15 protein-coding genes and 3 pseudogenes are annotated in these 15,792 nt (G+C 70.3%); 6 read left to right on the forward strand and 12 right to left on the reverse strand.

Annotated features, from left to right (window positions below):
- Nucleotides 1-129 precede the first annotated feature (129 nt).
- On the forward strand, nucleotides 130-363 hold the full coding sequence (locus tag ACRRRO_RS05375; RefSeq protein WP_424786533.1) for a hypothetical protein: 234 nt from the start codon (nucleotides 130-132) through the stop codon (nucleotides 361-363).
- A gap of 152 nt (nucleotides 364-515) precedes the next feature.
- On the opposite strand, the gene ACRRRO_RS05380 is transcribed toward ACRRRO_RS05375, so the two are convergent.
- Nucleotides 516-1,370, reverse strand: a complete 855-nt coding sequence (locus ACRRRO_RS05380) for an HAD family hydrolase (RefSeq protein ID WP_434081179.1) — start codon at nucleotides 1,368-1,370, stop codon at nucleotides 516-518.
- An 11-nt stretch (nucleotides 1,371-1,381) separates the two neighbouring features.
- On the reverse strand, nucleotides 1,382-2,653 hold the full coding sequence (gene serS / locus ACRRRO_RS05385; RefSeq protein ID WP_424797470.1) for a serine--tRNA ligase: 1,272 nt from the start codon (nucleotides 2,651-2,653) through the stop codon (nucleotides 1,382-1,384).
- A gap of 61 nt (nucleotides 2,654-2,714) precedes the next feature.
- Here serS and ACRRRO_RS05390 point away from each other — a divergent pair.
- Nucleotides 2,715-3,176: pseudogene (locus ACRRRO_RS05390) on the forward strand (diacylglycerol/lipid kinase family protein); the annotation flags it as partial.
- A 385-nt stretch (nucleotides 3,177-3,561) separates the two neighbouring features.
- Nucleotides 3,562-3,942: a diacylglycerol/lipid kinase family protein gene (locus tag ACRRRO_RS05395; RefSeq protein WP_434081555.1), complete on the forward strand. Its 381-nt coding sequence runs from the start codon at nucleotides 3,562-3,564 to the stop codon at nucleotides 3,940-3,942.
- 59 nt (nucleotides 3,943-4,001) lie between these two features.
- Here ACRRRO_RS05395 and ACRRRO_RS05400 read toward each other — a convergent pair whose 3' ends face one another.
- From ACRRRO_RS05400 to pheA, 3 genes and pseudogenes are all read right to left on the reverse strand, one after another.
- A complete protein-coding gene (locus tag ACRRRO_RS05400) occupies nucleotides 4,002-4,565 on the reverse strand; it encodes a flavin reductase family protein (protein WP_434081180.1) in 564 nt (187 codons plus the stop codon).
- Nucleotides 4,562-4,886 (reverse strand): annotated as a pseudogene (gene fdxA / locus ACRRRO_RS05405) (ferredoxin). Before fdxA ends, ACRRRO_RS05400 begins: the two are co-directional and overlap by 4 nt.
- A gap of 77 nt (nucleotides 4,887-4,963) precedes the next feature.
- A complete protein-coding gene (gene pheA, locus ACRRRO_RS05410; protein ID WP_424786538.1) occupies nucleotides 4,964-5,902 on the reverse strand; it encodes a prephenate dehydratase in 939 nt (312 codons plus the stop codon).
- Nucleotides 5,903-6,008: 106 nt separating this feature from the next.
- Between pheA and ACRRRO_RS05415 the strand changes: the two genes are divergently transcribed.
- Both ACRRRO_RS05415 and ACRRRO_RS05420 read left to right on the forward strand, forming a co-directional pair.
- The gene (locus ACRRRO_RS05415) at nucleotides 6,009-8,051 is read left to right on the forward strand and encodes a hypothetical protein (protein WP_434081181.1); all 2,043 of its coding nucleotides are present in this window, start codon (nucleotides 6,009-6,011) and stop codon (nucleotides 8,049-8,051) included.
- On the forward strand, nucleotides 8,048-8,461 hold the full coding sequence (locus tag ACRRRO_RS05420; protein WP_434081182.1) for a hypothetical protein: 414 nt from the start codon (nucleotides 8,048-8,050) through the stop codon (nucleotides 8,459-8,461). Before ACRRRO_RS05415 ends, ACRRRO_RS05420 begins: the two co-directional genes overlap by 4 nt.
- Nucleotides 8,462-8,561: 100 nt before the next feature.
- Here the strand turns inward: ACRRRO_RS05420 and ACRRRO_RS05425 are convergent, their stop codons facing one another.
- Together ACRRRO_RS05425 and ACRRRO_RS05430 are read right to left on the reverse strand one after the other, a co-directional pair.
- Nucleotides 8,562-9,650: a glycosyltransferase family 2 protein gene (locus ACRRRO_RS05425; protein WP_424786540.1), complete on the reverse strand. Its 1,089-nt coding sequence runs from the start codon at nucleotides 9,648-9,650 to the stop codon at nucleotides 8,562-8,564.
- Nucleotides 9,651-9,853: 203 nt separating this feature from the next.
- Nucleotides 9,854-10,768: a DUF5926 family protein gene (locus ACRRRO_RS05430; protein WP_424797468.1), complete on the reverse strand. Its 915-nt coding sequence runs from the start codon at nucleotides 10,766-10,768 to the stop codon at nucleotides 9,854-9,856.
- Nucleotides 10,769-10,827: 59 nt separating this feature from the next.
- Between ACRRRO_RS05430 and pgm the strand changes: the two are divergent.
- Nucleotides 10,828-12,506, forward strand: a pseudogene (pgm, locus tag ACRRRO_RS05435) (phosphoglucomutase (alpha-D-glucose-1,6-bisphosphate-dependent)).
- A gap of 39 nt (nucleotides 12,507-12,545) precedes the next feature.
- Here pgm and ACRRRO_RS05440 read toward each other — a convergent pair.
- From ACRRRO_RS05440 to ACRRRO_RS05460, 5 genes are all read right to left on the reverse strand, one after another.
- Nucleotides 12,546-13,178, reverse strand: a complete 633-nt coding sequence (locus ACRRRO_RS05440) for an MBL fold metallo-hydrolase (protein ID WP_424786543.1) — start codon at nucleotides 13,176-13,178, stop codon at nucleotides 12,546-12,548.
- A gap of 144 nt (nucleotides 13,179-13,322) precedes the next feature.
- Nucleotides 13,323-13,586 (reverse strand): WXG100 family type VII secretion target, encoded by a 264-nt coding sequence (locus tag ACRRRO_RS05445; protein ID WP_434081183.1) that lies wholly within the window; start codon nucleotides 13,584-13,586, stop codon nucleotides 13,323-13,325.
- A gap of 41 nt (nucleotides 13,587-13,627) precedes the next feature.
- Complete coding sequence (locus ACRRRO_RS05450; protein ID WP_424786545.1) at nucleotides 13,628-14,071, reverse strand: hypothetical protein; 444 nt, start codon at nucleotides 14,069-14,071, stop codon at nucleotides 13,628-13,630.
- Nucleotides 14,068-14,811 carry a hypothetical protein gene (locus tag ACRRRO_RS05455; protein ID WP_424797466.1) on the reverse strand — a complete coding sequence of 248 codons (744 nt, stop codon included), beginning with the start codon at nucleotides 14,809-14,811 and terminating at the stop codon, nucleotides 14,068-14,070. Before ACRRRO_RS05455 ends, ACRRRO_RS05450 begins: the two co-directional genes overlap by 4 nt.
- Nucleotides 14,808-15,764 (reverse strand): hypothetical protein, encoded by a 957-nt coding sequence (locus ACRRRO_RS05460; protein WP_424786547.1) that lies wholly within the window; start codon nucleotides 15,762-15,764, stop codon nucleotides 14,808-14,810. The genes ACRRRO_RS05455 and ACRRRO_RS05460 overlap by 4 nt, the downstream gene beginning before the upstream one ends.
- Nucleotides 15,765-15,792: the final 28 nt, after the last annotated feature.

Genomic DNA, 15,792 nt, shown 5'->3' on the forward strand with positions numbered 1-15,792 from the left:
GCCGCCGACTCTACTCTTCGGGCCCCTGCGCAAGGTCTCGGACTCAACGCGCACATCGGCTGGGACCGACCTACCGTGGATCACACCGCACGGAGAGCCCGTGTCGATCGATCACCCGAGGAGGACACGATGACGGATATCCGCCCAGAGACCGGTGACGTGACCGGAACCAAGGACAAGGACTACAACCTTCTCTGGTTCACCGAGGCCTGCCTGTCCAACGCCCTGCGTCTGGAACAGTACATCGCCGACGCCGAACGCGACGGCGACAACGAACTCGCCGAGTTCTTCCGCAAGGCCCAGGCCGACAGCACCAAGGGCGCCGAACTCGGCAAGCAGATGCTCGCCGCCCGGCTGGCCTGAGCAACCCTTACCGTCAACACCGCCTCACCGCACGTCCCGTGTGGTGGGGCGGGCCGCGCGCAACGCGGCCGAGCGCCGGGCGCGCACCCCGGACCCTCAGCGCCCACCCGGACCGGCGACCGCCTGCAACAGCGGCACCACCCCGTCCTGACTCACCCCCCCGCGGCGGTGACGTCGGCGGCCGCGACGGTGTCGCCGTCGGCCCCTCCCATCGCCACCCCGAGGCCGGCCCAACCGAGCATCTCGATGTCGTTGCGTCCATCACCGGCCGCAACGCTGGCACCGGGGGCCACCCCCAGGTGCGCCCGCACCTGCTCCAGCGCGCTGGCCTTGGACACCCCCTCGGGGTTGATATCCAGCCAGGCGGTCCAACCGATGGCGTAGGAGACCCCGTGCAGCCCGGTACGGGCGACCAACTCGTGGAAGTGGTCGACATCAAGATCCGGGGCACGCAGGGTGACCCGGGACGCCGGTGCCGCGCAGAGTTCCTCGAAGTCCACCACCCGCACCGAGCCCTGCAGCTCCCCGGCGGGGAAGGGGGCACTGACCTTGAACCCCTGGCCCAGGTCCTCTACCGCGAACAGCCCGTCGGGCAGGTGCCCGCGCAGCGTCCGCAGCGGCGGCTCGGGGTCGAAGGTGATCACCTCGGCCAGTTCGTACCCTGATGCCGCGCCCGGGTCCAGCCGGGCCGTGACCGCTCCGTTGGAGCACACCGCCCAGCCGTGCCGCAGGCCCAGTTGTTCCAGCACCGGGGTCACCGAGATGATCGAACGGCCGGTGGCCAGCACCACGTGGGCGCCGGAGGCGTCCACGTCGGTCACCGCCTCCCGCACCCCCTCGGACAGGGACCCGTCATGGCCGAGCAGGGTGCCGTCGATGTCCAGGGCCACGAGCAGGTCCGAGCCTCGCGGCAGGTGTGCGGGCAGGTTCTCGAAGGCCGGCCGCTCCGCCACCGCGGACCCGTCGAAGCCGACGGCACCGACCGGCCCGAGGGCTTGCGAGCCCATACCCGCCACCTTCACGCCACCGGGTCGAAACTGGTCATCCCGCCCAGGTAGGGCCGCAGCCCCTCGGGCACGTGCACAGAACCGTCCGCGCGCTGGTGGTTCTCCAGGATCGCCACGATCCACCGGGTGGTCGCCAGGGTGCCGTTCAGGGTGGCCACCGGGCGGGTCCCGTTGGGTCCCCGTTCGCGGACAGCCAGGCGCCGGGCCTGGAACGTGGTGCAGTTCGAGGTGGACGTCAGTTCCAGGTACCGCTGCTGGCTGGGCAGCCACGCCTCGCAGTCGAACTTGCGAGCGGCCGAGGAACCCAGGTCCCCGGCGGCCACGTCGATCACCCGGTACGGCACCTCGATCAGGTCCAGCATCTCCTGCTCCCAGCCCAGCAGCCGTTCATGCTCGGCCTCGGCCTGATCGAGGGTGGTGTAGGTGAACATCTCCACCTTGTGGAACTGGTGCACCCGGATGATCCCGCGGGTGTCCTTACCGTAGGAACCGGCCTCTCGCCGGTAGCACGCCGACCAGCCGGCGTACCGCTTGGGTCCGGCAGACAGGTCCAGGATCTCATCGGCGTGGTATCCGGCCAGGGCCACCTCGCTGGTGCCCACCAGGTAGAGGTCCTCGGCCGGCAGGTGGTACACCTCGGCGGCGTGATCGCCCAGGAACCCGGTGCCGGCCATCACGTCCGGCCCCACCAGGGTCGGGGTAATCATCGGGGTGAATCCGGCCTGGATGGCCTTGTCCATCCCGGCGTTCAGGATCGCCAGCTCCAGCCGCGCCCCCACACCGGTGAGGAAGTAGAACCTGGACCCGGAGACTTTCGCACCGCGCTCGGTGTCGATGGCACCCAGTGCCTCCCCCAGGTCCAGGTGGTCCTTGGGCGCGAAGCCCTCGGCGGTGAAGTCCCGCGGGCTGCCGTGGGTGGAGCGGACCACGAAATCGGCCTCACCACCCGGGGGCACCCGGGGGTGGACGATGTTGTCGAAATCATCGAGCAACCGGTCCAATTCGCTCGCAGCCTCCGCGGCGGTGTTCTCGGCGGTCTTGACCTGCTCGGCAAGTTCCTTGGCGCGGGCCAGGATCGCCGGACGCTCCTGCGGGTTCGCTCGACCGATCGTGCGGGAGAGCGCCTTGTGCTCTGCGCGCAGCGACTCGAACTCGTTCAGCCGGGCGCGGCGCTGTTCATCAGCGGCCAGCACCCGGTCCACCAGCATGGGGTCGGCCTGCCGGGCGATCTGGCTGTCCCGGGCGGTCTGGGGATCTTCACGCAGTTGCTTGAGATCAATCACACCTCAGACCCTAATGCCGCCGGGAGTGCTATCGCCCGTCCCGGGCGCTACGTTGACGGCTATGACATGGGAGCAGTGGGTCAGCATCATCGCTCTGGTGCTCGCCCTCGGGGCCGTAGTGGTCGGGGTGATCGTGCTGCGGCACATCCGGGCGCGTGGTGCGAAGGTACCTTCCCTGGGGGAGTCGACCGAACGTTCCGACGACGCCCAGGACGGCCCGCCCGCGTTCGTGGTGAACCCGATCAAGACACCCAACCCGGAGCGGTTCCGGACCACCGCTACCCAGATCTGCCGGGAACTGGGTCTGGGCGAGCCACTCTGGTTCACCACGACGGTCACCGATCCCGGACTGGGGCAGGCCGAGCAGGCACTCGAACAGGGTGCCTGCGTGGTGGTGGCCGCCGGGGGCGATGGCACGGTGCGCGCGGTGGCGACCGCCCTGGCCGGTTCGGGTGTGCCGATGGGCCTGGTGCCGATGGGGACCGGGAACCTGCTGGCCCGCAACGTGGATCTGCCGGTGGAAGGCACCCAGGCGCTGATCCACACGGCCCTGACGGGCGTGGACCATCCGATGGACGTGGGGTGGATCCGGCCCCGGGAACTGCTCTCGGCCGAGGAGGCCCGGGCCAGGGGGGCGATCGGGGACACCGAGGCAGCGCAGGTGCGCGCCGCAAGCGGCCAGGAACCAAAGGCGGCCGACGACGAGCCGGCCGGCTCCGCGCAGAAGCAGCCCCCCGATGCCCTCACCAGACGCGGTGAGCACCTGTTCCTGGTGATGGGTGGGATCGGGTTCGATGCGGCCATGGTGGCCGGGGCCGATGACAACCTGAAGGCCAGAATGGGCTGGTTCGCCTACTTCGTGGCGGGCGGGGGTGAGACACCTGCACGGGCGCAAGATCCGGGTGCAGATGCAGATCGGGGACGCCCCTTGGCACCAGTTGCGGCTGCGCACCCTGCTGTTCGCCAACTGTGGGCGCCTACCCGGGGGGATGGTGCTCTTTCCGGACGCCGAGATCAACGACGGCTGGTTGGACGTGGCGGCGATCGACACCCGCCAGGGCATCCTGGGGTGGGCCTCGCTGTTCGGCAAGGTGGTACTGCAGGGCATCGGGTTCCGCCGGGACCTGCCCGGCAGCCCGTCCTCGATCACGTTCTGGCGGGGGCGCGATATCCACGTTCGGCTGCAGCGGCCCGGACCACTCCAGGTGGACGGGGACCTCATCGGTGAGGCGCAGGCGTTGAGTGTGCGAGTGGATCACAAGGCCCTGGTCGTCCGGATCCGCAGTTGAGCGGTGAGCCGGGGCACGGGCGGGCGCCTCTGCTGGGCAACAGGGGGGCGTGGACCGGCTCAGGGTTCGCCCAGCGGATGGAAGCGGCGGGCGTAGTACACCACCGGGCTGGAGGCGCGCCCGCGATGGACCTCGAGTACCTCGCCGACCACCAATTCGGAACCACCCACCGGCACGGTCCGGATGGGACGGCAGCGCAGTGCCGCACGCGCGCTGGGTAGGTAGGGCTCCCCGGTGGCGAGCTCGGACCAGCCCTGCCCGGCGGTGAATCGCTCGGTGCCGGAGCGAGCGTAGACGGTGGCGATCTCTACGTCGTGCCGGTCGAGCAGGTGCACCACGAATGTGCGGGCGGACAGGATCGCTGCGGCACTGGTGCCGGCACGGGTGAGGGAGAAGGACAGGGCCGGCGGATCGGGATTGACCGAGGCCACGCTCGATGCGGTCAGGCCCACCGGACCGGTGGGGGTAGCGGCGGTGATGAGGGCGACCCCGGCGGGGTGCACCCGGAAGATGTCCTTGAAGTCCCGGGCGGTCGGGGCCGACGCACCCTGGTCGTCCGGGGGCGGCAGCCCGGTGCCGGCGACTGTCTCCGCACGGGCGGGCAGGTCCACGCGGCTGTTCACTCGGTCACCTGCAGCGGCAGCGCGGCCACGATCGGATGGTCCCCGGCGATGGGACCGGTGATCGCGCGCGCCGCCGGGGGAGCCGATCTGGTCGAAGAAGTTCACGTTCGCCTCGTAGAAGTTCGCCCACTGCTGCGGAACGTCATCCTCGTAGAAGATCGCCTCCACCGGGCACACCGGCTCACACGCCCCACAGTCCACGCACTCATCGGGCTGGATGTAGAGCATCCGGTCGCCTTCGTAGATACAGTCCACCGGGCACTCGTCGATGCAGCCCTTGTCCTTCAGGTCCACGCACGGCTGCGCGATCACGTAGGTCATGACTCCACCTCACCACATACGGACACAGACACCTGTGACCGTAGAACCTCAACCCTACTTGAGGTCAACTCGGTACCTCAGTCGGTGGGGTGCACACCCGACCGCAACTGCTCCACCCATTCGCGGCCCGCGCGGAACTTCTCGTCGCTGAAGCCGGCCGGCACGCTACCCGCCGTTCCGCCGTCGGCCCGGGGGTAGGACCCGAGGAACCGCACGAGCGGGCACACCTGGTGCAACCCGACCAACGCGGCAGCGATACGTTCGTCGTCGATGTGGCCCTCGGCGTCCATGGAGAAGGAGTACCGGCCCAGGGCGTCCCCGATCGGGCGCGACTCGATCCGGGACAGGTTCACCCCGCGGGCGGCGAACTGTTCCAGCATGGTCAGCAACGCGCCGGCCTCATTGTCCGGCAGGTGCACCATCAGAGTGGTCTTGTCAGCACCCGTACGGGGCGGGATCGGCCCGGGGCGAGAAACCAGCACGAACCTGGTCACAGCGTTCGGGTTGTCGCCGATCCCGGCGGCCAGCACCTCCAAGCCGTACTGTTGGGCAGTCAGCGGGGCAGTGATCGCGGCCTGGAAGTCCACCGGCTCCTCCCCGGCGAGCATGGCGCCCCCGGCGGCGGTCGAGGTGGCCGGCACGTGAACGGCCTCGGGCAGGTTCTGCTCCAGCCAGCGCCGGCACTGGGCCCAGGCGTGGGGATGCGTGGCGACCTGGCGCACCTGGTCCAGTGTGGTTCCCGGACGCGCCACCAGTACGAACTCCACGTGCACCAGCGCCTCGCCGACCACCACCAGCGGAACCCCGGAACTGAGTGCGTCCAGGGTGGCGCTGACCCCGCCCTCCACGGAGTTCTCGATCGGCACCATCGCCCGGTCCGCGCTTCCGTTGCGCACCGCCTCCAGTGCGGCGGGCACGCCGGCCCGCGGCAGCAACTCATCGGTGCGGGGGTCGGCAACCTGCAGCAGCGCGGCCTCGGTGAAGGTACCGGCCGGGCCGAGGTAGGCGTAACGCATCACGTTCCTCCGTGCGGATCAATGAAGTGATGAACGGGTGTGGCCCCTGTGAAATCGCCCCACAGCGGCCGATGCCGAGCCTAGCCGCGCTTAGGCTTGAACAGTGATGAGCCGAACGGACCGGGCGCTGCCGCGGACGATCATGGCCGCACTGGCGGTCCTGGTCGCCGTCCTGGTGCTCTCCATCGGCCTCCCGGCCGTCGCCTCGGGCACGCCGGCCACCCCCCTGGCCCAGGCACCTGAGGACCCCGGTTCGCAGGAGGACCTCGAGGGCGAGACCCCGGAGAACGTCGCCCATCGCCCGGTGGTGCTGCTCGGCGTGGCCGGCCTGGCATGGGAGGACATCACCTCGACCACCCCGAACCTTGGCCTGCTTGCGCAGGAGTCGAAGGCCTCCCTCATCGTGCGTTCGGTGCGCGCCAGCGCCTGCCCGGCCGATGGGTGGCTGGGCCTGTCCGCCGGGAACCGGGCCGGGGACCTCGACGGCCGCTGCCGCATCCTCACCGAGCCCGGGGAGGACGGCGTGGTGCCGGGCTGGCAGGACTACCTGGACTCGGCCGCCGAACTCAGCTACCGGGCCCGCCCGGGCACGTTCGGTCAGGCGCTGGCCGACCAGCAGATCACGGCCACCGGCATCGGCCCGGGCGCGGCGATCGCGCTGGCCGACCCCGAGGGTGTCCCCGCTGACCACCGGGCGCGGGCGGGCGCCGGGGGGGACCTGATCGACCAGGTCAGCGAGGCGGTGGCCGCGACGGACCTGCTGGTCATCGACGCCGGGTCGCTGCGACCGTTGCCGACCGAACGCAGGGAACGCTTTACCGACGAGAACCAGCCGATGATCAACCCGATGGACCCGGAGGTGTACCGGGCTGAGCAGTTGGAGTTGCTCGATCGGCGGGTCGGCTCGGTGCTGACCGGACTGGACCGGGCCGGGGTGGACCCGATCGTGGTTCTGGCCGGCCTGGCCGACGACGGCTCGGCGGGCCTGCGGGTGCTGTCCATCACCGGGGCGGACGGCGAGGTGGGCCTGGGCATCAGCGCGGCCACCCGGCAAAGCGGCTACGTGATGGTCACCGATGTGTTCCCCTCGCTGCTGTCGATGCTCGACGGCGAACCGGTGGGCGGGGACGTGATCGGCTCGGCACTGCGCATCGAGCCGACGGACCTGGATGCCACCGAGCGCCGCGAGCAGCTGATCGAGCAGGCCGTCCACGCCCAGGCCGTGCGCCCGATCACCCCCACCTACTACCTGGTGCTGGTGCTGATGAACCTGGCACTGTTCGCGGCCCTTGCCGTGGGCCTCAAGCGTCCCGCGGCCGAACGGGTGCGCGAGTTCCTGCAGCGCCGGGTACCCGCGGTGGCCGCCCGGCTCACCGCCTTCACCGTGCACCGGCGCAAGGTGTTGCGCGGTCTGCGGATCGCAGCCCTGAGCATCGCGGCTCTCCCGGTGTCCTCGTTCCTGGCGAACATGATGCCGTGGTGGCGCAGCACCCCACCGGCACTCGGATTGGTCGCCTACATCGCCCTGTTCGTGGCCGCCATCGTCACGATCGCCCTGGTGGGGCCGTGGCGCCGGCACGTGCTGGGCGCCCCCACCGTGGTGGCCGGGATCACCGCGGCGGTGCTCACCGTGGACATCGCGACCGGCGCCCGGTTGCAGGTGGATGCGGTGATGGGGGTTTCCACGCTGGTGGCCGGGCGGATGTACGGGATGAACAACACCGCCTTCACACTGTTCACGGTGTCCACGCTGATGGTCACGATCACACTGGCCAATCACCTGGTCCAACGCGACCGACGGGTGCTGGCCGGGGTGATCACCGGCGTCCTCGGAGTGGCGGCGGCGATCTTCGACGGCGCACCGGGCCTGGGCGCGGACTTCGGCGGACCGCCGGCACTCCTCCCGGCCTTCGCCCTGCTGGCGCTGATGGCTGCCGGGATCCGGTTGTCGGTACTGCGGGTGGGGGTGGTGCTGGGAGGTTCGGCGGTGGCCACGATGGCCTTCGCGTTCGTGGACTGGTTGCGCCCGGTGCAGGACCGGACCCACCTGGGCGCCTTCTTCCAGACAGTGCTCGACGGCGGCCTGTGGGACGTGGTCTGGCGCAAGCTGGGCCAGAACCTGGCATCCTGTTCGGAAACACCCCTTTGACGCTGCTGGCCCTGAGCGGGGTGCTCACGGTGGTGTTCGTGTTCGCCCGCCCGATCCGCGGAGCGATCCGCGACCCGGGGATCCCCGACTCCCTCTCCCGCGGCACCCCGCTGGCGCATATGGCCAAGGCCGCCCCGATGTTGCCCGCCGGGATCATCGCGATCGCGGTCGGGCTGGGTATCGGCATGGCCGTGAACGATTCCGGTGTGGCGATTCCCGCGGTCGGTGTGGCGGTGAGCGTGCCCCTGCTGGTCGCGGCGAGTTGCACCTGGATGCTGGGCCTGTCCAGCACCTCGCGCGTGAAACTCGGTGCCTACGTGGGAGTGCCCGCACCCGCCACGACGGCCGAGGAGGACGCCGGCGGCACCCGCGACGCGCTCACGCCGGACTCACGCCCGAGGACGACGTAACCGGCGAAGGCGAAGGCCTCACCCGACCGGGGCGGCGCTCCCGGGGACCGGGGGTGGGCTGTTCAGGTTCTGCCCGGGCCCGCCGTGACCGGTTCCGGGGTTACTCGGCCTTCGCGCCTTCATCCCCGTGCGCCGCGCCATCGACGCTCTGCGGCGCGCCGTCGTCGGCGCGGTCCGTGCCCTCGGCCTGGGAAGAACCGGCCGTCTGAGCGGCGTCCGCCGCGGTCTCACCGACATGCTCGGTCATCTCGCCGTCACCTTCGGCTGGTTCGGAGACGTCGGCCACCACGGCCTCCTCCGGGCGCGGCCCCGACTGCACCGACGTGGCGGTCACGATCCCGCCCTGAGCGGTCTCGGCGGTGTCGATCTCGCGCACCACCTTCTGCTTGTAGTGCCGGAACCGGCGGGTGGCGATCGCCACCGCCACGTCCCGGTACTGGGCCGCGCGGTGCAACTGTCCGCGCAGATCGTTCCCACTGGGGCGGTGACGTAGGTCGCAGGGCACCTCCACCACGGCGAAGCCCTGCATCAGCACGTCGATGCTCATCCCCACCTCCACCCCCCAGCCCCGGGCCAACGGGGTGGCGGCGTCGAAGGCCTCACGCGTCATGCAGCGTTGCCCGGACAACGGCTGCCGGGGAGTCCACCCGGTGGCGCGCTGGATCGCCTTGCGGGCCCGGCCCGTCACCAACCCCCGACCCCCGGCCCCGGCCTGCGGCGGCAGCACCGCGATCGACATATCCGCCCGACCGGCCACGATCGGGGGCACCAGGGGCGCCACGTTCACAGCGGTGGCACCCAGATCCGCATCGACGAAGAGCAGCAACCGGGCCGGCCCGTCCTCGAGGTCGCGCATCGCGACCACGGAGGCACCTGTCTCCATCGCCGAGGCCTTGCCCCGGTTCTGGGAGTGCCGCACCACCACCGCCCCGGCCGCGCGAGCGGCATGCTGGGTGTCGTCCTCGCTGCCGTCATCGACCACGAGCACAAGGTCCACGTACGGGATGGCCCGCACCGCGTAGACGGTCTCGGCGATGCGCTCCGCCTCATCCTTGGCGGGGATCACCACCGCGACGCGTTGCTCGCGGGCTTGACCGGAGGCTTCTGCACGCGCGGCACGTCCGGCCGTGCGTCGTCGGATCACGCGCAGGGGCCGTCGGCGCTCGCTCGATGGTTGCTCCCCGCTCACGAATACCAGCCTAATGGGCTAGGGCAGGCAATGCAGGATGACCTGCCGGGGGGCGGGAGTTCAAAGGCGCGCGTGCCGCACACCATGGAAAGGTCAACGGAACGAAAAGGTAGCGTCGCTGGAATGCCCGGTAGGCATCAGCGATTCCGCGGCGTACGTCGGTGCCGGGCCGGCTCGCCCGGGTGCGGTGGTGCGAGCCGGGTCTACCGCAGCGTGACCTGGCGCGAGACCAGGGAGGCGCGGGCGCGGCGCTCATCCGGTCCGAGTTCACCGGTCCGGGCCAGTGCCTCGGTGAGCCGCTCCTGGAACGGGGGCAGCAGTGGCCCCAGCTCATCGGCTTCGCTGCCCCGCACCAGCTCCCACACCGGGATCACCAGAGCACAGGAACGGAACGTACCGATCAGGCGGGTGCCCTCCTCCAGCACCGACTCCCCGGTGGCGTGCAGGCGAGCGAGCGCATCGAGCAGTTCCTCCTCCGGTTCCGGCCGGGACCAGCGCAGGTACTCCCGCCCGCTCATCCGGCACCAGTAGGCACCCTCCACACCCGCCACCTTGACCGTGGGCACGATCGACTCGGCGAACTGCTCCAGCGCGTCCTTGACCTCGCCGGTGATCTCCTCCTCGGGGTCCAGGGCGTAATCGAAGTTGTCGTGCAGGGTGACCTCGAAGTCCACCGAGGGGTCCAGCACGTCCTGCAGCCTGGGACCCTCGGGATCCAGGTCCACCTGGGTCAGGGCGGTGCCGGGCTCGGCCTCGAGGGCAGCCAGCAGCGCGGTGGCCACGTCGCGGCTGGCGTCGGCGGAACTGGACGGCGTCTGCAGCGCGACCAGGATCTGCCCGTCCTTGCGGTGCATCGCGGCGAGCAGGCCGGGCAGCAACGTGACCACCGTGACGTCCCGGGACCCGTACTCGGCGGTGGTGCGCGCCGTGGCCGTGGCCGCGGGCACCACCTCCCGCAGCGCCACCCAGTCGACCTCACCGGGCAGTCCCTCGAACGCGCGCAGCGGGCGACTCACCTCACCCTGCTGGAACGCTTCCTGCGCGGCTTTGCGCGCAGCACGCCGCGCAGCCACCTTGGGGTTGACTTCCTTGGACCGTCCTTTGGAGCGTTTCGCCATAACCCCACACCCTAGAGCAGCGCTGGCCCGCGCCCGCCCGGGGGTGGCAGGATCGATCCATGCATGAACGCGCCGGAACCGTGGCCCTTCCCGAGGACTTGATCGACGTCGACGCGGTGGTGAGCGCGTACTTCGACGTCACCCCCGATCCGGGCGAAGCGAGCCAGCAGGTGTCCTTCGGTACCTCCGGGCACCGCGGCTCCAGCCTCGACGGTGCCTTCAACGAGGACCATATCGTGGCCATCACCCAAGCGATCGTGAATACCGCGCCGACCAGGGCATCGACGGCCCGCTCTACCTGGGCCGGGACACCCACGCCCTGTCGGATCCGGCGGCCCGCACCGCGCTGGAGGTGCTGGTGGCCGGCGGGGTAGACGTGCACATCGACGCCCGCGACTCCTACACCCCTACCCCGGCGCTGTCGCACTCGATCCTGCGGCACAACGGTGCCGGGAGCTCCGAGGGGGTGCGGACCCGCGGCCCGGGACGGGCGGACGGCATCGTGGTGACCCCCTCGCACAACCCGCCGCGTGATGGCGGCTTCAAGTACAACCCACCGCATGGCGGGCCCGCCGATTCCGATGCCACCGGCTGGATCGCCGATCGTGCCAATGAACTCCTTCGCAGCGGTATCGGCAGCGTCCCCCGCGTCCCGTACGAGCAGGCCAGTGCCGGCGAGCGGGTGCACAGGCACGACTTCATGCTCGCCTACATCGACGACCTGGAATCGGTGCTGGATATGGAGGCGATCCGCTCCTCCGGAGTACGCATCGGGGCTGACCCGATGGGTGGTGCCTCAGTTGAGTACTGGGGCGCCATCGCCGAGCGCTACGGACTGGACCTGACCGTGGTGAACCCCCAGGTGGACCCGCGGTGGGCGTTCATGACCCTGGACACCGACGGCAAGATCCGGATGGACTGCTCCTCACCCGACGCGATGGCCTCCCTGCTGCACACCATGGCCGCCGGTGGGGGTTCTGCCCCCTATGACATCGCCACCGGCAATGATGCCGACGCCGACCGGCACGGCATCGTCACCCCCGACGGCGGGTTGATGAATCCCAACCACTACCTTGCCGTGGCGATCGACTACCTGTACCGTAACCGCCCCGACTGGGCGGCGGGCACCGGGATCGGCAAGACGCTGGTCTCCTCGGCCCTGATCGACAAGGTCGCTGCGAGCCTGGCACGAGACATGGTGGAGGTTCCGGTCGGGTTCAAGTGGTTCGTGCCCGGCCTGCTCGCCGGCTCGCTGGGATTCGGGGGGGAGGAGTCGGCCGGCGCCTCCTTCCTGCGCCGTGACGGCTCGGTGTGGACCACGGACAAGGACGGCATCCTGTTGGCGCTGCTGGCCGCGGAGATCCACTCGGTCACCGGCCGGTCCCCGTCCCAACTGCACGAGGAACAGGCGGCCATGTTCGGGGAGAGCTGGTACGCGCGCGTGGACGCCCCGGCCACCCGGGACCAGAAGGCGACGCTCGGCCGGCTCAGCCCGGAGGCGGTCACCGCCACGGAACTGGCCGGTGACCCGATCACGGCCCGACTGGTGCGCGCCCCGGGCAACGACGCCCCGATCGGGGGGTTGAAGGTCACCACGGAGAACGCCTGGTTCGCCGCCCGCCCCTCGGGCACCGAGGACGTGTACAAGATCTACGCCGAGTCCTTCGTCTCCGCCGACCACCTGGAGCAGGTCCAGCAGGCCGCGCGCGGCGTGGTCACCGACGCGCTGGCCACCTGACACCTTCCGCGGTCCGACGTAACGTCGTCTGCCCCGGGTTCAGGTGCTCAGGCTCTGCCCCGGGGCCAGCACCATGAACTCCCCGCCACGCTGGGCGGCCACCTCACCGAGGCGGTCATAGACGATGCCGCGACCGGGCTCTGAGGCATGCACCTCGTGGATCGGGATCACCCTGGACGCCTGCGCGGCGAGCACGTAGTCCATCACCTCACCCAACTTCAGCCAGGGGCCGCTGATCGGCGCGGCCAGCACCGCCACCGGCCCGGTGGGTGCCTCCAGGCTGTCTCCGGGGTGGTAGAAGTCCTGGCCGACCCGCACCGTCAGGTTGTCCACCTGCGGGATGCTGTGGTGGATCGGCGCGTGCAGCCCGCCCCCGAAGGTGACGTCGAACGGCCCGAACCGGCCGTTGGTGCCGGGCTGGACCACCTGCACCTCGACCGCGGGCAGGGCCTGGGCGGCACCTTCCGGACCAAGGATCGGTGCGCCCGGGTTCGCCTCCTGCAGTGCCTGCAGATTGTCGGTGCCCGCGTGGTCGGGGTGCTCATGGGTGAGGATCACCGCGACCACGCCGGTGAGTTCGGGAAGCGTGGTGAACGAACCCGGGTCGATGACCAGTCGGGCGGCCTCATCCTCCAGCGCGACGCAGGCGTGTGCGTACTTCGTGATCTTCATCGTTCACCCCACTCATCCCGTCGGCCTGGGCCGGACCGCCCGGCCCGGCGGTATGCGCTTGTCTGCCTACAGGGGGACCCTACTGCCTGTGCTTGCGCCGAACCGCCGGATGTGGACCAGGTCCGGTGCGCAGATGCTGCGGACTCAGGCCCAGGCCGAGCGCACGTCACCCTCCGTGGACTGGTAGGTCTGAGCGGAGGCCTCCACCCTCCCGGCCAGCACCCCGAGCAGATCCACCATCTCGGTGATCTCGATGTCCCACTCTCGTTGCCGCCCCTGGTAGGCCTGCGCGGCGGCACCGGTCCACTCCGTTTCCAGCGGACGCAGCTGCGCCACCATCCCGTCGAGAGAGTTCGCGCATCGCGGTGGTGGCGGCCTCGAGGTCGTCCGCCGCCTGGTGCACCACATCGAAGGTGACGACGATCGGCTCGCTCATTCCGTGCTCCTCCTCACTCCGGGCCCAGGCCGCGCAGTTGCTCGGCGGCGTCGGCGGCGCGCTCCATGCTGGCGCGCAGGTCGGCGAAGGCCTCGTTGAGTTCGGAGAAGCGCTCGCCACCGGTGGCCTCATCGTGCTCGGCCATCTCGGCGGTGATCGTCACCAGGTTCTGGGCGGTCACGTCCTGGATCCGCTGGGCCAGTGGGGAGTCGTCCTCTCCGGAGAGCACCGCGGCCAGGGTGGTCTCCCCCCGGTCGATCCGGCCCTGCAAGTCCTGCCAGTCACGCCCGTGCTCCCCACGCCGGGCAGCAGCCGCCCGCTCGGCATCCATCTGCCTGCTCTCCTGGGCGAACCGCTCCCGCTCGGCGGCCTGCTCCTGCGCGGTCTGGCGGGCGTCCTCGGTGGCCGCGCGGATGTCGGCCAGCAACTCGTCGATCTCACTGCGGTCGAAACTCATGGTTGGACTCCGAATGCCGTGGCGGTGGCCGCGTCTCCGGCGGCAACCGTGCGTACCCGGTTGACGTGGGAGATGCTCTGCGCGATGAGCTTGATCAGGTAGGCCAGGCGGGTGAGCACCACGATCACGCTGCGGAACCGCTCCACGGTGTCCACCACCGTCTGGATCAGCCGGATGCCCTGGTTGATCTTGCGGATAGCGGTGGCCGAGCTGATCACGCCATCGATGGCCCCCACTGCCCAGCCCACCACCGGTACCGCCATCTGGGCGGCCGCGCGGGTGAGCCAGTCCCCCAGGAAGCCCAGGATGCCGGCGATGGCCTCGGCGGTGGACTTGGTCAGTTCCACCAGCGCCCCGGTCACCTCGGCCATCGCCGCGCAGCCCTCGCCGTACTGGGCGAAACTGTCCCCGATCTCCTGCATACGCCCGGAATAGGCTTCAGCGGCCTCCCCCGTCCAGCCGGCCGGGTTCGCCGCCGCGGCGAAGTTGCGGCCCACCGCCTCCGAAGCGTGCTGGGCGTGGCTCCACGCCTGCTCCCCCGAGGAGAGACCCACCCAGTCGCCGGCGATGGGCTGCACGAGACTTCGGATCGCCGAGGTCCCGGTGAGTTGTTCCAGCAACCAGTCCAACCCGCCCAGCAACGGTCCGGCCTTCCACCGCAGCCCCTCGCCGAAGTCATCCGTGGAGGGGGTGGGGCTGACCAGGCCCAACGAGGCGTTTTCGAGTTCGCGTACCGTCATCGGTCCTGTGCCCAATCGTGAGAGGCGGTGTTGTCCGGCCCACCGGCCGTAGCGCGCACCGTCTGCAGGGACTCCCCCGTCTCCATCGCGGCATTGACCGCGTCGTAGGCCCCCCGACTCTGTCCGTACAGCCCGGCCACGTCCTGACCCGCCTGCCAGGTACGCACGCTCATGTTGTTGTCCACCCAGGAACTCGCGTACGGGGCCTCCGGGGCCCTGCTCGTGGTGGTCAGGCCGCTGTCGTAACTTTCCCCCCACGCGGCGTACTGGCGTTGCTCGAACCGGTCCCGCAGGCTGGAGGTGGCACCGTGCTGGCCCCAGCGGTCGTCCGCGGCCTCCCAGGCAGAATCCACGGCGTTGTTCATCATGACGTCGAAGGGGCGGCGCACCCGGAAGTTGTCGAAAGCCTGCACCCCACCGGGTAACTCAGTGCGCGGCATTACCCGGTTGGCGTAGCCGTCGGCACCGGTCTTACCGGCACCGTCGACCAGGGAACGCGTGGTGTCGATCGAACTGACGGTGTGCTCGCGCAGATTGGACCAGATGCCGGAGCCCTCCGGCGCCTCACCGGGGCCGATCACTCCGGTGGCCGGAGGCAACTCCACACCGGAGCCCGGAGGCGGTGCGGCCGGGACGTCGATTCCGGAGCCCGCGCACGCATCCTCCAGTCCGGCCCGGCACTCCTCATCGGCGTCCAGGTAGGCCTGCCTGGACTCCTCGGCCACCTGGGCGACGGCTTCGCACACCGCCTTACCCTGGGCGAATCCCTGTACCGCGTTCTCCCGCCCGGAGTCATACATCGGTGCCAGGAAGGCCATGATCAGCCCGCCTACGTCGTTCAGCGTGGTGTGGCTCTCCAGGTGGCCCCTGATCGCGTCAACGTGCTCACCCTGGCGTTCGGCCAGTTGTCTGATGAGTTCGAGCGTGTCGGGATCGACCATGAACTCCGTCATTCAAACCTCCGGTCACCACAGGGAACTC

Source organism: Sanguibacter sp. Z1732, assembly GCF_051020515.1.
GTDB lineage: Bacteria > Actinomycetota > Actinomycetes > Actinomycetales > Beutenbergiaceae > CALKWS01.

What these genes read in the sequence shown, in the direction of transcription:
- ACRRRO_RS05375 (WP_424786533.1), top strand. Translation starts at nt 130, where the DNA reads ATGACGGATATCCGCCCAGAGACCGGTGACGTGACCGGAACCAAGGAC.
- ACRRRO_RS05380 (WP_434081179.1), bottom strand. Translation starts at nt 1,370, where the DNA reads ATGGGCTCGCAAGCCCTCGGGCCGGTCGGTGCCGTCGGCTTCGACGGG.
- ACRRRO_RS05395 (WP_434081555.1), top strand. Translation starts at nt 3,562, where the DNA reads ATGCAGATCGGGGACGCCCCTTGGCACCAGTTGCGGCTGCGCACCCTG.
- pheA (WP_424786538.1), bottom strand. Translation starts at nt 5,902, where the DNA reads ATGCGTTACGCCTACCTCGGCCCGGCCGGTACCTTCACCGAGGCCGCG.
- ACRRRO_RS05415 (WP_434081181.1), top strand. Translation starts at nt 6,009, where the DNA reads ATGAGCCGAACGGACCGGGCGCTGCCGCGGACGATCATGGCCGCACTG.
- ACRRRO_RS05430 (WP_424797468.1), bottom strand. Translation starts at nt 10,768, where the DNA reads ATGGCGAAACGCTCCAAAGGACGGTCCAAGGAAGTCAACCCCAAGGTG.
- ACRRRO_RS05440 (WP_424786543.1), bottom strand. Translation starts at nt 13,178, where the DNA reads ATGAAGATCACGAAGTACGCACACGCCTGCGTCGCGCTGGAGGATGAG.
- ACRRRO_RS05445 (WP_434081183.1), bottom strand. Translation starts at nt 13,586, where the DNA reads ATGTGGTGCACCAGGCGGCGGACGACCTCGAGGCCGCCACCACCGCGA.
- ACRRRO_RS05450 (WP_424786545.1), bottom strand. Translation starts at nt 14,071, where the DNA reads ATGAGTTTCGACCGCAGTGAGATCGACGAGTTGCTGGCCGACATCCGC.
- ACRRRO_RS05455 (WP_424797466.1), bottom strand. Translation starts at nt 14,811, where the DNA reads ATGACGGTACGCGAACTCGAAAACGCCTCGTTGGGCCTGGTCAGCCCC.
- ACRRRO_RS05460 (WP_424786547.1), bottom strand. Translation starts at nt 15,764, where the DNA reads ATGACGGAGTTCATGGTCGATCCCGACACGCTCGAACTCATCAGACAA.